Here is a 13170-nt window from a genome sequence, read left to right on the forward strand (position 1 = left end):
CGTTTGTGGATGGCTCACTTCGCGCAGGGCGTACTTTTCAGCCCGCTCCGTATACGTGAGGGGCGAGAGTTCCGATGAAGGGAAGGTTCCGGTAGCGCTCGGCGTAGTCGAGGCCGTAACCGATCACGAACTCGTTGGGGATGTCGAAACCGATGTACTTCACGTCGATGGGCACCTTGACCGCGTCCGGCTTGCGCAGCGCGGCGCAGATCTCCACCGAGGCGGGATTGCGCGACTTCAGGTTGTGGACCAGCCACGACAGGGTCAGGCCGGAGTCGATGATGTCCTCGACGACCAGAACGTGGCGTCCGGCGATGTCGGTGTCGAGGTCCTTGAGCACGCGCACGACGCCCGACGACCTGGTGCCCGCCCCGTAGGAGGAGACGGCCATCCAGTCCATCTGCACGGGCAGGTGCAGGGCCCTCGCCAGGTCCGCCATCACCATGACCGCGCCCTTGAGCACGCCCACGATCAGCAGGTCCTTGCCCGCGTAGTCCTCGTCGATCCGGCTCGCGAGCTCCTTGATCTTGGCCTGGAGCTCTTCCTCGGGAATGAGGACCTTCGAGAGGTCCCGGCCCATATCGGCTGCGTCCACCTGGGATTTTCCTTACGAAACGGGGCTGGCTGGCTGTCTGGCGAGTATCAGGGTGTCATACCGCCGAACCGCGCCCACCCCCCCGGGCACCTCTACGCGCCGCTGCCCCCGCCACGCCGTGACCAGACGGTCGACCTGCAGGACGTGCGAGGCCGCCAGCGTGCCCGGCGGCGCTCCCGCGTCGATCGCGGCCCTGCGCAACACCCTCCGCCGCACGGCGGCCGGGAGCTTCTCCAGGTCCCGTACGGCCAACGTCACCGTGCCGATATCGCTAAGAGCGCAATCTCGTACGGCGACGCGGGCGTAGACCTCCCCTGCCCAGGCGTCCAGCGCGTCGGCGTCGTCGCGGCACAGGGACGCGGTCCTGGCGAGCGCCTCGGCGACGCCGGGGCCGAGCTCGTCCTCCAGGGCGGGCAGCAGCCGCTCGCGGACCCGGACCCGGGTGTAGCGGGGGTCGAGGTTGTGCGGGTCGTCCCACGGGGTCAGGCCGAGCGCCGCGCAGGCCGCCACGGTCGTCGCCCGGCCGAGCTCCAGCAGCGGCCGCCGGTAGATCCCGGCCCTCGCGGGCATCCCGGCCAGCGACCGGGTGCCGCTCCCCCTGGCCAGCCCGAGCAGCACGGTCTCCGCCTGGTCGTCCCTGGTGTGCCCGAGCAGCACGGCCGCCGCCCCGAGGCGCTCCGCCGCCTCGGCCAGAGCGGCGTACCTGGCCTGCCTGGCCGCCGCCTCCGGCCCCCCCGAGGTGCCGACGGAGACGGGCAGCGCCTCGGCGAGGTCCAGCCCCAGGCCGGGCGCGAGCCGCACGACGTCGCCCGCGCGGTCGTCCGAACCCTCCTGCAGGCCGTGGTCGACGCTGAGCAGGCCGGCGCGGAGCCCGGCGCGGGGCGCCGTGAAGCCCAGCGCGGCGGCCAGGGCCAGGGAGTCGGCGCCGCCGCTGCACGCGGCCAGCACCAGAGTTCCCGGCTCCAAATCACCCAGTGCGAGCCGTACGGCGCGCCGGATGTCGGCGACGGCGGGATGCGGACCCATGCCCGCCATTGTCCCGGCCTCGGACGGGACGGCGACACGACCACCCCGCTCGTGACCGGCGGGATCGACGGGGGCGGGCGCGGCCGACGGGGGCGGCAGGGTTGGGGGGCGGCAGGGTTGAGGGGGTCGGCGAGATCGACGGGGCGGGCGCGGCCGACGGGGTCGATCGGAGCGGGAGCGGCCGGCGCGGCCCGCGGGGTCAAGAGGCGGGCGTGGCCGGTGCGGCAGGCCGGGCGGCCCGGTCGAATCGGGTCGCCCGGCCGGACCGGTCAGCCGACGGTGCCGCTGGCCTCGGGGATGGCCGGGGTGCCGATCACCCTGGCGATCCAGCGCTCCGGCTTGGCGATCTCCGCCTGGGTGGGGAGCGTCTCCGGCGAGGCCCAGACCTTGTTGAAGCCGTCGATGCCCACCTGCCCGACGACCGTGCGGACGAAGGCCGATCCCTCGGCGTACTGCTTCATCTTGAGGTCGAGGCCGAGCAGCCTGCGGATCATGCGGTCGAGCCGGGAGCCGCCCTCGCGGCGGTGGTGGAACTTGGCGCGGATGTCGGCGACCGAGGGGACCACCGAGGGGCCCACCGCGTCCATGACGTAGTCGCCGTGCCCCTCGACCAGGGTCATCACCGCGGTGAGCCGGTCGAGGATCACCTTCTGCTCGGGCGTCTGGATCGCGTCGATCAGGTTGCCCTCCCCGCCCCTGACGACGTCCGTGAACGTGCCGGCGGCCGAGCGGAGCCGCTCCAGCAGCGCGGGCAGGTCGATGTCGGAGGCGAGCAGGAAGTCGGTCGTCTGCGTGCTGACGTACTCGCGCAGCCAGGGGACTCCGGTGAACTGCACCCGGTGGGTCTCCTCGTGCAGGCAGACCCAGAGGCGGAAGTCACGCGGGTTGACGTTGAGTTCCTGCTCGGCGTTGACGATGTTGGGCGCGACCAGGGTGAGACGTCCCGTGGGCGCCTGGCCGGTCGGGTCGGGCGGCAGGAACAGCTCGTACTGCCCCAGGACGCGGGAGGCGAGGAAGGCCAGCACCGCGCCCACCTCGACCCCGGTGACGCGCGAGCCCACCGCGCTCACGATCGCCGGTGTCTGGTTCCCCCTGGCGGCCATCCGCTCGGTGAGCGGCTCCAGCACCACCCGGAAGCCGTCGACGTTGGCCTTGATCCAGCCGGGCCTGTCGACGATGGTCGCGGGTTGCGGCGCGGTCTCGGTGTCGATTCGGGTGAACTCGCGGACGTGCCCCTCGGCCTCGCGCGAGAGCCGCCGTAAATCGGCGACGGCCTGCCGGGCCTCCTCTCGGCTGACTTGCGGCCCGGGGCGCACCAGGCGCGTTCCGGTCGCTACGGCAAGATCCCAGTCGATCACCTGCATACCGTCCACCGTACGTGCTCTCCCGTCGACTCGCGCACCCGGAGCCCGTGATCAACTGGCGGCGACCGCGGCGGCGAGCCTGTCGAGGGCCGCCTCGGCCTTGCCCCAGCCCGGCGGGACCCTGTCCGCCATGAAGGCGAAGGTCACCATGCGTCCGCCCCGCGTGGTGGTCATGCCCGCCAGGGTGTTGACCCCGTCGAGGGTGCCCGTCTTGGCGCGGATCAGCCCGTAGGCGGAGTGGAGCTTGTCGAACCGATGCCCGAGGGTGCCGCTGAAGCCGGCGACCGGCATGCCGCTGATGATCGGGTGCAGGCCGGGATTGGCCGGGGAGGCCGCCGCCGCGACCAGGCGGGCGAGCGCCTCGGGGGCGATGCGGTTCTTCGGCGACAGCCCGCTGCCGTCGAACACCCGCACGCCCTTCGCCGCGCCGAGCCGGGTCAGCACCTTGCCGACGGCCGCGGCTCCGCCCTCGAAGGAGGCCGGCTCCCCCTCCTTGATCGCCACGTGCCTGGCCAGCGCCTCCGACAGGTCGTTGTCGCTGAGCGTGAGGGCCCGCTCGACCAGGGCGTAGACCGGCGCGGAGTCGACCCTGGCGAGTTCCTGCGCACCGGCCGGGGCCTTGGACCGCCTGGCGGACTTGGAGACCGTGACCCCGTACTTCGACAGCAGCGACACGAACGCGGCGTGCGCCGTGCGGGAGGGGTCGGAGACCCGCTGGTCACTCCCGCGCGAGACCCTGCCCTCGTCGATCATGAGCGCCGTGACGGGGGCGACGCTGCCCTCGGGGACGTAACCGGGCTTCCAGGTCGCCGCGGTACGCGACCCGGTGTAGAGGGAGTCGTCGTAGGCCACCGTCACCTTGGACACGCCGGCCCCCTTGAGCGCCCTGGCGGTACGCGAGGCGAGGGTGGCGAGCGAGGCGGGCCGGGGATAGACCGTGTTTCCCGCGCTCCCCGCCGTCCTGGGACTCGCCAGGGTGGGGTCGCCGCCGCCGACGAGGATGATCGAGCCGGGCGAGGAGCCCCGCACCACGCGAGTGCTCAGCCTGGTGTCGGGGCCCAGCGAGGCCATCGAGGCGACCGCGGTGACGACCTTGGTGGTGGAGGCGGGGGTGATTCCCGTGGCCGCGCCGCTGCCGAACAGCAGGGCGCCCGTCTCCGCGTCGAGGACCGCGGCGCCGACACTTCTCCCCAGGGCGGGGTCACCCAACGCCTCGGTCAGCCGCTCCGCCAAAGTACCCTTGGCGGGGAGAGGGCCGTTCCCCCCCGCGGCCAGCACCGGACCCGCGGTGATGACCGGGACGGGGGGCGGCTCGGCCGACGCGACGATCGTCTCGGGCTCACCTTCGACCAGCACATCGCTGGTGAGCAGGTGTGCCCCGGCCGCGACGACGAAGATCTGCAGCAGGACGAGAGTGACCAAGGCCACCCACCGCTCACGCCGCATTATCGTCGCCGTCCTCTCATCATCGGTATCCAAAAGGCATAAATCGCCTACGAGACATTAACGCCCAACCGGGGGTGCCCGGGGGCCTGAGTGGAGGAACCGCGGTGGAGTTCGACGTTCTCGTTGAGATTCCCAAGGGGCAACGGAACAAGTACGAGGTGGACCACGAGTCAGGCCGCATCAGGCTCGACCGCATGCTCTTCACCTCCACGCAGTACCCCGCCGACTACGGCTTCATCGAAGACACGCTCGGCGAGGACGGTGATCCACTCGACGCCCTGGTGCTGCTCCAGGAGCCGACCTTCCCCGGCTGTCTGATCAAGTGCCGGGCGGTCGGCATGTTCCGCATGACCGACGAGAAGGGCGGCGACGACAAGGTCCTGTGCGTCCCCGCCACCGATCCCCGGATGGAACACATCCGCGACATCCACCACGTGCCGGAGTTCGACCGCCTGGAGATCCAGCACTTCTTCGAGGTCTACAAGGACCTGGAGCCCGGCAAGTCGGTCGAGGGCGCCAACTGGGTCGGCAGGGTGGAGGCCGAAGAGGAGATCGTCCGCTCCATCAAGCGCGCCAAGGACGAGGTCCACGGAAAGCACTGATTCTCGACCGGATTATTACCCGGTCTTTGGCCGGTCTCCCCTTGGCCGGTCGTCTAACGGACGGTCGGCCTTTGACCGGTCGTTCATCGGAGAATCGGTTTTCGACCGGTCGTTCGTCGGACAATCGGCCTTTGGCCGGTCGTTCGTCGGGCGGTCGGTCGTCGGCCGATGTTCGTCGGCCGATGCTCGCCGGGCGGTCGGCCTTCGGCCGGTCGTCACGCGGGACGGGTCGCGCCGACGAGGTCGCTGCGCCACATCGGCGCGACCCTGACCACGTCCCCCGTCTGCGGGGCGTGCACCATCAGCCCCCGGCCGATGTAGATCCCCACATGGTGGATGTCGCCGGGGTTCTGGCTGATCTGCCCGTAGAAGAGCAGGTCGCCTCGCTGGAGCTCGCTGAGCCGCACGTGCGGGCCCGCGGTCCACTGGGTGCCGGTCCAGTGGTCCAGGAGGACCCCGACCCGCTCCCAGGCCCGCATGGTCAGCCCCGAGCAGTCGTAGGCGGCCGGCCCGTCGGCCGCCCACACGTACGGCTTGTCGAGCTGGGTGAGCGCCCAGTCGGCGGCGATGTCACCCCTGGCGGAACCGGCCGTCACGTTGAGCGCCCAGCGTGACGCGGGCTTTCCCGAGGCCACCGCCATCCGCGCCGTCTCGCGGCGCACGGCGGCCGCCTGATACCGAGCGCGCTCGGCGTTCTCCCTCGCGATCCTGGCCTGCTCCAGGGCCGCCTCACGTTTCCTGGCGAGGAGGTCGGCGGCGCCACGCGCCTCTTCGGCCAGTTTCTCCAGCCGCGCCTGCTCCTCCTTGATCCGCCGGGTCTCGTCGACCTGCCTGGCGACGGACTCCTCTGCAGCGAGCTTCGCCTCCTCGGCCCTCGCCTGCGCCTCCCGTTGCACGGCGTAGGCGTCGTCCGCCTGTGCCTGGAGGATGGCGAAGACCTCCTGGGCCTCGCGTAGCTGCTTGAGCGTCTCCGCCTGCCCTCCGCCCATGTGGGCCAGGATGCTCGCCCTGCGCAGGTAGCCGTCGTCCGTGGGGCCGCCGCTGTCGGTCATCATGGCCATCATGGGCTGGGCGATGTCCAGCCCGCCGTAGTTCTGGGTGGTGATCGCGGCCACCGCCTCCCGGGCCTCCCCGACCTCGGAGCCCGCCGTCCTGGCCCGCTCGGCCGCCTCCTCGGCGAGCTTCTTGACGCGGGCCGTCTTGACCAGCTCCCCGTTGTACGACTCGACGAGCCGCTCCGCCTCGGCGACCAGCTCCTCCAGCCTGGCCTGCGCCTCGGCGACCAGGACCGTGGTCGAGCCGAGCCTCTCACCGCGCTCGCGGGCCAGCGCCCGCGCTTCGGCCACCTCGTCGGCCGACGGGCCCGACACACCGCCCGGCGCGGCGTCGCCCGGCCCCGGCCGGCCAGGAACAGCGCCGGCGGGGAGCCCCGGCCCGGCGATCAGGCAACAGGCGAGGCCCGCCACCGCGGCGGCATGACGGCGCCGTCTGACTGAATGCATGCGTCTCCCCCCGGAGTCCCTTTGAATACCGCGTGTCGCGATCTCACCGCGTGTCGCGGTCCCGCCGCACGACGCGGCGCGTCGCCGCATGCCAGGCGGCGGCCTATCTCAACATTCCCGCTCGTCACTCTCCGCACACATACCACTCACGCCCCGTAGTCACCGCCCGCCACAATACCCCCGTCGGCGGGGGCCCCGGCCCCCGTATCTCACACCCGATCTCCTGTACGGCGGGCGCGCGGCGGTTTTCTCCCCGGACGTCCGTACGGCCCGCCCGGTGGAGGCCGGAGCGGGCCGAGAGCAGGGCCGGAGAACGGAGTTGGAAGTCCGGAGCTGGGAGTTCGGAGCTGGGAGTTCGGAGCTGGGTGTCCGGAGTTGGGTGTCCGGAGCTGGGAGTTCGGAGCTGGGAGTTCGGAGCTCGGAGGAGACGCGGGCCGGGGAACGGGAAAGGCAAGTAGCAGGAGAGCAGGGAGGCCGGGACCGGGGAACAGGGAGACGCGGACCGGGGAACGGGGACGGCAGGCGGCAGGAGAACGGGGAGGCGGCAGACCGGTGAAGCCGGTCGGATCGATCAAGCCGGTATGGCAGCCGTCCCGGAGGGAGAGGGAGACTCCGGCCGAGAGGGTGGCGTGGCGGGAGTCGTGCCGGTGGAGGCCGACGGGGAACCCTCCGAGGACCGCTCCCGGCCTGGACCGCCTGACGACCCCCCCTGGCCCGCACCGTCCGGGGTCCGCCCGCGGCCCGCACCGTCCGAGGTCCGCCCACGGCCCGCGCCGTCCGGGGTCCGCCCGTGACCCGAGCCGTTCGAGATCCGTTCCGGGCCCTGGCCGCCCGGGCTCCCCCCGCGGCCCGCGCCGCCCGAGGTCCGCCCCGGACCGGCGGGAGCCGGTCGGGAGTCGTCCGGGACCTGCCGCGGACCGGACCTCGGGTGGCCGGGGTTCGTCCGCGGGCGTCGCGGATCGGCGTGCGACGGCCGCGGGTTCGCCCGCGGCGGCTCCGCATCGGCCCGCGGCGGCCGGGGGACCGCGTGCGGAGGCCTGTGCTCCCCTCTCGGGGGCCTCGGATTCGCCTGCGGGGAGCCCGGATTCGCCCGTGGGAGCGCCGGGTCCGCCGGACGGTGGGTGATCCCGCAACGGCGGGAGGAGTGTCCGTGGTGGTGGCGGGACGGGGGGTGCCTGTCCGGCGCGCCGATCCCGGAAGCTCCCGGCGGCACGGGTGACACGGGCGGCACGGGCGGCACGGGCGACAGGGGCGACAGGGGCGACAGGGGCGGGGCCGGGTTCTCCGCCGGAGCGGCCGGCCGGTCGGCCGGCCCGTCGGCCGAAGGTCCCTCTCGGGCGGGATCGGCCGCTCCGTCGCCGGACGAGCCGTCACCCGGCCGCCGTGGCGAGGTCTCCGTCCGAGGACCGGCCGGGTCCGGCGCCCCCGGCTCGTCGTGCCCGAAGACCGGTCCGGTGGCACTGACCGGCTCCGTCATCCCGAGCGAACCGATCCGCTCGATGGCCGTCCCCTCCCCGACGGGTTCCAGCGGCGCGGACGTGCCGCCCCGCCGGGACTCCCCCGGCATCCGGGCGTCCGGCTCCGCCACCGCCGGGAACGTGCCCGAGGCGACGCCGGAACCCGGGCCTCCCGGGTCGACCACGGACTGGGCGAGCACCAGGGCCAGCGCCGCCACCGCGGCGACCGCGGCCGCCGCGCCGGCCAGCGCGTAGGGCCGGCGACTCCCGCGCCCCCTGCCCGCGGGGAACCCGGCACCGTCGAGGGGGCCGGCCAGGCGGGCGACGTCGCGCCGGTAGGGGACCCTCTCGGGGTCGGTGAAGTGGCTCATCACCCACGCGCGAAGCGTGGGCGGGAGCGCGACCAGGGGGAGCAGGTCGAAGACCTTGGCCGCGGAGACCTGCCTGACCCGGTGCGGGGCGCAGGTGTCGCAGCGGTTCACGTGGCGGATGACCCGCTCGCGCGCCTCCGGCGTGAGCTCACCGGTGAAGCCGGTGAGCATGCGGGCCCGGCTCGCGCAGTCGTAGGGCCCCTTGCGGACGAGGACCTCCGCGGTGACGACGTCGCGCAGGCGCTCCCTCGCCGACTCGTACAGCGCACCGGCGACCTTGGGGGTGACGCCCAGGACCGCGGCGAGGTCCATGGGCCCGAAACCGTGCCGGCAGCTCAGGTCGAGGACCTCACGGTCACCGGCCGACAGGCTCCGGGTGGCGTTCCACGCCATCACCCGCAGGTCCGCGTCGCCTCCGGCGGCGAACACCGGGGCGGGGACCAGCGAGTCGCGCCCCTCGGCGAGATGACGCCGTACGCACTCCCCCCGAGCGAGTGCGTACAGCCACGCCTCCAGCCGACGGGAGTCGGCGAGCGCGTGAATATGGGCCTCGGCGGCGATGAAGGTGCCGAGGAGCGCCGACTCCGCGGCGTCGGAAGTGGCGAGCATTGAGCGGCAGTATCGGTAGACGCTTTCCGCGTATGAGTCGTAGAGATCGGCGAGGGCTCCGGGGCTCCTCGCGCACAACGCCGCGACCAGGACACTGTCAGTCATGTAATCGAAGGTAAACGCCGGGTAACCGGAAATTCCAGCGATTCGCCAACGGTGACTCCGACTGTCTTCGTCGCGTCAACGAGCCGAGTAAAAACTCGCCACTAATAGCAATCATAAATATTGATGAATAGCCATTTAATCGAACTAATCGTGCCTATTGGTACGCCGAGGAAGGACCGCCCGCCGTGGGCGAACGGTCATCGCCGGAAGGTCGCGGATGAACGATCACGGGCGGACGGGCAGGGGCCGACGGTCACGGACGGGCGGTCACTGACGAGCGGTCACTGACGAGCGGTCACTGACGGACGCTCACTGACAGGCGATCACTGACGGACGGCGCCCGCGAGGGGCGCCTGCCTTCCCCGGTCCTTGGCGAACGGCGGCATCTTCGGCTTGGCCGTGTTCAGCGGCAGCGAACCGCCGAGGGCGAGTTGCTCGAAGGGACGGCTGCTCGACCCCCAGGTGCGCGCGGTCACCTCGGCGGAGGCGATGTCGCGGGTGTCCTCGACGCTCTTGATCTGCAGGATGAACCGGCGCTTCTGGCCCGCCTGGACGTTGTCCACGAACGTGCTCCCGCCGCCGAGCAGCTTGCCCCGCTTGTCGCGCAGGAGAGCGGTGACGGCCAGGCTGCGGGCCGGTACCACGTACGGGGTGCCGACGTAGCCGGTGACGAGATAGTCGCCGTCGGCCGTGCGGTCGGTCAGCACCTCGCGGACCGGGAAGGGCTGGAAGGCCGAGACGATCCGGCCCGCCTGGTGCCAGCGCGCCGGGCGGTACGCGATGCTCACGGCGGCGGGCTTGTCCTGGGTCACCACCTGGCCGGTGAAGGGGAGCGTCCCCGCGGGGGGCACGGCGTCCAGCGGCTGTTCCAGCCGGACGACCTCCTTGCCCTCGGAGTTCTTGGCCACCACGGTGGCCACGACGTGCTCGCCGAAGTGCCACGGGTTGGTGTTGGCGAGCACTCCGGCCCAGTTCACCACGTACCCATCATCGCCCTTGATGATGGACGAGGCCTGCTCCCTGACCGCGATCGGCTGGAGCGCGGCGGCCTGCTTCGTCTCCTCCTCGTCGTCGGTGCATCCGGCGCATCCGACGAGGAGGAGGAGGGCGAGGGCGCCGACGATTCGGGTGCTGTGCGTCACCTAGCCGTGATAACCGGTGACGGCCTCCCGCCCACCTGGACACGCCGGAAACGGCCCGAGTCTTTACCTCTGCCGGACAACCCTGGTCTCATCCCATACCGGTTCGGATGATTCGTAGACCTTCCCATCCGAGCCGAAGACCAGATACCGGTCGAAGTCATCGGCGAACCAGCGGTCGTGGGTGACGGCGACCACGGTCCCGTCGAAGGCGTCCAGCCCTTCCTGGAGAGCCTCGGCACTGGCCAGGTCGAGGTTGTCGGTCGGCTCGTCCAGCAGCAGCAGGGTGGTGCCCGACAGTTCGAGCAGCAGGATCTGCAGTCGGGCCTGCTGGCCGCCGGACAGCGTCTCGAAGCGCTGCTCGGCGATGGTCCCGGCCAGCTCGTAGCGGGACAGCACCTTCATCGCCTCGTTCTTGAGCCGGGCGTGCTCGGTCATCACGATCTCGCAGGGCGTCCGGCCGATGAGCTCGGGGCGGGCGTGCGTCTGGGCGAAGTGGCCGGGGACGACCCGGGCGCCGAGCCTGGCCACGCCGGTGTGCCTGACCTCCTCTCCGGCGATCAGGCGCAGGAAGTGTGACTTGCCCGAGCCGTTGGAACCCAGCACCGCCACCCGCTCGCCGTACCAGATCTCCAGGTCGAACGGCTTCATCAGGCCGGTGAGCTCAAGCTTCTCGCAGATCACCGCCCGCTTGGCGGTCCGGCCGCCCTTGAGCCGCATGCTGATGAACTGCTCCTTGGGCGCCGCCTCGGGCGGCCCGGCCTCCTCGAACCTGCGCAGCCGGGTCTGGGCCGAGTGGTAGGCGGCGGCCATGGTGTCCATGTACTTGGCCTTCTGCTTCAGCATGAGGACCAGGCGCTTGATCTTGGCGTGCTCCTCGTCCCAGCGCTTCTTCAGCTCGTCGAGGCGCTCGTTGCGCTCCCTGCGCGCCTGCGCGTACGAGCGGAAGCCCCCGCCGTGGACCCAGATGTTGCCCGACTCGACGGTGATGATCCGGTCGGCCGCGTTGGCCAGGAGCTCCCTGTCGTGGCTGACCAGCAGCACCGTCTTGGCCGTCTCGCGCAGCGCCCGCTCCAGCCAGAGCTTGCCCGGCACGTCCAGGTAGTTGTCCGGCTCGTCGAGCAGCAGCGTCTGGTCGGGCCCCCGCAGCAGCGCCTCCAGCACCAGCCGCTTCTGCTCACCGCCCGACAGCGTGTTGACCTCGCGGTACTTGCAGTCGTCGTACGGCATGCCGAGGGCGGCCATGGTGCAGGTGTCCCAGAGCACCTCGATGTCGTAGCCGCCCGCGTCGGTGTAGTCGGTGATGGCCTGCGCGTAGCGCATCTGCGCCTTCTCGTCCTCGCGCTCCATCATCACGAGCTCGGCGGCGTCGAGCCGCGCGGCCGCCTCCCGCACACGGCCCGGGGCGACGCTGACCAGCAGGTCGTGCACGGACCTGCCGTCGCGGATGCTGCCGATGAACTGCCGCATGATGCCCAGGCCGCCGGAGCTGGCGACGCTCCCGTCGACCGGCTGCAGGTCGCCCGCGATCAGCCGCATCAGGGTCGTCTTGCCCGCGCCGTTGGGCCCGACGAGTGCCGCCTTGACCCCCTCGCCGACCCGGAAGGACACGTCGTCCAGCAACGGCCGCCCATCCGGCAGGACGTATGTCAGATGGCCAACCTCAACGTGCCCCACGACGATTTCCTTTCAAAAGGTCCTCGCGCAGGTTACCCGCCAACCGGTCCGGCGGACATTCCGATTTCCGCCGTCACGGCATCGTCCGTTCGCGCCGAGCCGGAACCCCACAGCCGGCGGGCGGGAAAACTCCCACCGGGCGGCCCTCCCCGCGCCGTCACTCGGGCAGAACCGTCACTCGGGCAGAACCGCCACTCGGGCAGAGGAGTCAGCCTTCGGGGTGACGTCGGCCCAGCTCCGCGACGAAGGCCGTGAGCAGGCGCGCGAACTCCCCCCTTTCCTGCTCGGACCAGCCGCGCATCGCCGCGTCGAAGACCTCGCGGCGGAAGCGGTGGACCCGTTCGGCGTGCCCGGTGCCCAGTTCGGTGAGCTCCAGCGTGCTGCGGCGGCCGTCAACCGGGTCGGCCACCCTGCGAAGCAGCCCCGCCTCGACGGCCCTGGCCACCAGGCGGCTGGCGCGGGGCTGGTCGACGCCCATCCGACCGGCGACGGACGTCACCGTCGCGGCTTCCGCCCCTTCCTCCACAGCGTCGATCACCCCGAAGAGCGCGGGGTCGAACCCGTCGTCACCCGCGCTGCGCTGGAGGGCTCGGCGGGTCTGGCTGCGCCGGATCGCCACCATCGCCCGCTCGACGGCGGCCACTTGAGGATCTTCCATGTCCCGATTATATATGTACAAATACATGTTATTGTCAAAATACATGTATTAATCAAGGAAGGCGGCACCGTGGACATCTCCGAGATCACCGGCCAGAGGCGTCCCATCGGCTACTGGATCAAGCACCTCCACGACCTCGTCGAGGGCTCCCTCGACGACCTCCTCGCCGATCAGGGACTGACCCGCCGCCACTGGCAGGTGCTGAACGTCGTCGCCACAGGCTCCCTCACCCTCGACGACCTCGACATCACCCTCGCCCCCTTCCTCGACGACCGGCGACCCTCCCTGCGTCCGTTGACGGACGACCTGCGCGAGCGAGGCTGGCTGGAAGGAGACGAGTGGGTGACCCTCACCCCCGCCGGAATCCGGGCGCACGAAGACTTGCGACGGCGAGTGGACACCGGCCGAGCCCGCCTCACCGAGGGGATCGGCGCCGAGGAGTACCTGGCCACGATCGACGTTCTGACGAGGATGTCGGCCAACCTGACCAGGCCCGGCGGAGCCCGCGAGACCAACCACTGATCTTCGAGTCCTGACCGGACCGAGCCTCGCAGGAGGAACGTCACGCGTACCCGTCCCCGGACGGAACGGGGGTGGCGGCTGAACCGGACAGGTCCGG

The 13170-nt window shown here is 71.5% G+C and carries 11 protein-coding genes; 2 read left to right on the forward strand and 9 right to left on the reverse strand.

Annotation, left to right across the window (positions count from 1 at the left end):
• Positions 1 to 37: 37 nt before the first annotated feature.
• From hpt to dacB, 4 genes are all read right to left on the reverse strand, one after another.
• Positions 38 to 595: a hypoxanthine phosphoribosyltransferase gene (hpt, locus tag AB0F88_RS36760; RefSeq protein ID WP_362695307.1), complete on the reverse strand. Its 558-nt coding sequence runs from the start codon at positions 593 to 595 to the stop codon at positions 38 to 40.
• Between the two features lie 12 nt (positions 596 to 607).
• Positions 608 to 1621, reverse strand: coding sequence for a tRNA lysidine(34) synthetase TilS (tilS, locus tag AB0F88_RS36765; RefSeq protein WP_362695309.1), 1014 nt, complete (start codon positions 1619 to 1621; stop codon positions 608 to 610).
• 269 nt (positions 1622 to 1890) lie between these two features.
• On the reverse strand, positions 1891 to 2985 hold the full coding sequence (locus AB0F88_RS36770) for a zinc-dependent metalloprotease (protein WP_362695311.1): 1095 nt from the start codon (positions 2983 to 2985) through the stop codon (positions 1891 to 1893).
• A gap of 51 nt (positions 2986 to 3036) precedes the next feature.
• Entirely contained in the window at positions 3037 to 4413 is a 1377-nt protein-coding gene (dacB, locus tag AB0F88_RS36775) for a D-alanyl-D-alanine carboxypeptidase/D-alanyl-D-alanine-endopeptidase (RefSeq protein ID WP_362695313.1), read from the reverse strand.
• 122 nt (positions 4414 to 4535) lie between these two features.
• Here dacB and AB0F88_RS36780 point away from each other — a divergent pair, with 122 nt between their 5' ends.
• The gene (locus AB0F88_RS36780) at positions 4536 to 5033 is read left to right on the forward strand and encodes an inorganic diphosphatase (RefSeq protein ID WP_329087576.1); all 498 of its coding nucleotides are present in this window, start codon (positions 4536 to 4538) and stop codon (positions 5031 to 5033) included.
• Positions 5034 to 5248: 215 nt separating this feature from the next.
• Here AB0F88_RS36780 and AB0F88_RS36785 read toward each other — a convergent pair whose 3' ends face one another.
• The 5 genes from AB0F88_RS36785 to AB0F88_RS36805 all read right to left on the reverse strand — a co-directional run bounded on the left by AB0F88_RS36785 (position 5249) and on the right by AB0F88_RS36805 (position 12551).
• Positions 5249 to 6535 carry an NlpC/P60 family protein gene (locus AB0F88_RS36785; protein ID WP_362695315.1) on the reverse strand — a complete coding sequence of 429 codons (1287 nt, stop codon included), beginning with the start codon at positions 6533 to 6535 and terminating at the stop codon, positions 5249 to 5251.
• A 571-nt stretch (positions 6536 to 7106) separates the two neighbouring features.
• Complete coding sequence (locus AB0F88_RS36790; protein WP_362695317.1) at positions 7107 to 9077, reverse strand: sigma factor; 1971 nt, start codon at positions 9075 to 9077, stop codon at positions 7107 to 7109.
• 323 nt (positions 9078 to 9400) lie between these two features.
• Positions 9401 to 10219, reverse strand: coding sequence for a hypothetical protein (locus AB0F88_RS36795; RefSeq protein ID WP_362695319.1), 819 nt, complete (start codon positions 10217 to 10219; stop codon positions 9401 to 9403).
• A gap of 63 nt (positions 10220 to 10282) precedes the next feature.
• On the reverse strand, positions 10283 to 11893 hold the full coding sequence (locus tag AB0F88_RS36800) for an ATP-binding cassette domain-containing protein (RefSeq protein ID WP_362695321.1): 1611 nt from the start codon (positions 11891 to 11893) through the stop codon (positions 10283 to 10285).
• Between the two features lie 208 nt (positions 11894 to 12101).
• Entirely contained in the window at positions 12102 to 12551 is a 450-nt protein-coding gene (locus AB0F88_RS36805) for a MarR family transcriptional regulator (protein WP_362695323.1), read from the reverse strand.
• 69 nt (positions 12552 to 12620) lie between these two features.
• Here AB0F88_RS36805 and AB0F88_RS36810 point away from each other — a divergent pair, with 69 nt between their 5' ends.
• Positions 12621 to 13073 (forward strand): MarR family transcriptional regulator, encoded by a 453-nt coding sequence (locus AB0F88_RS36810; protein ID WP_362695325.1) that lies wholly within the window; start codon positions 12621 to 12623, stop codon positions 13071 to 13073.
• The last annotated feature ends 97 nt before the right edge of the window (positions 13074 to 13170 follow it).

The sequence above is a fragment of the Streptosporangium sp. NPDC023963 genome (genome assembly GCF_040639135.1).
Classification (GTDB): domain Bacteria; phylum Actinomycetota; class Actinomycetes; order Streptosporangiales; family Streptosporangiaceae; genus Streptosporangium.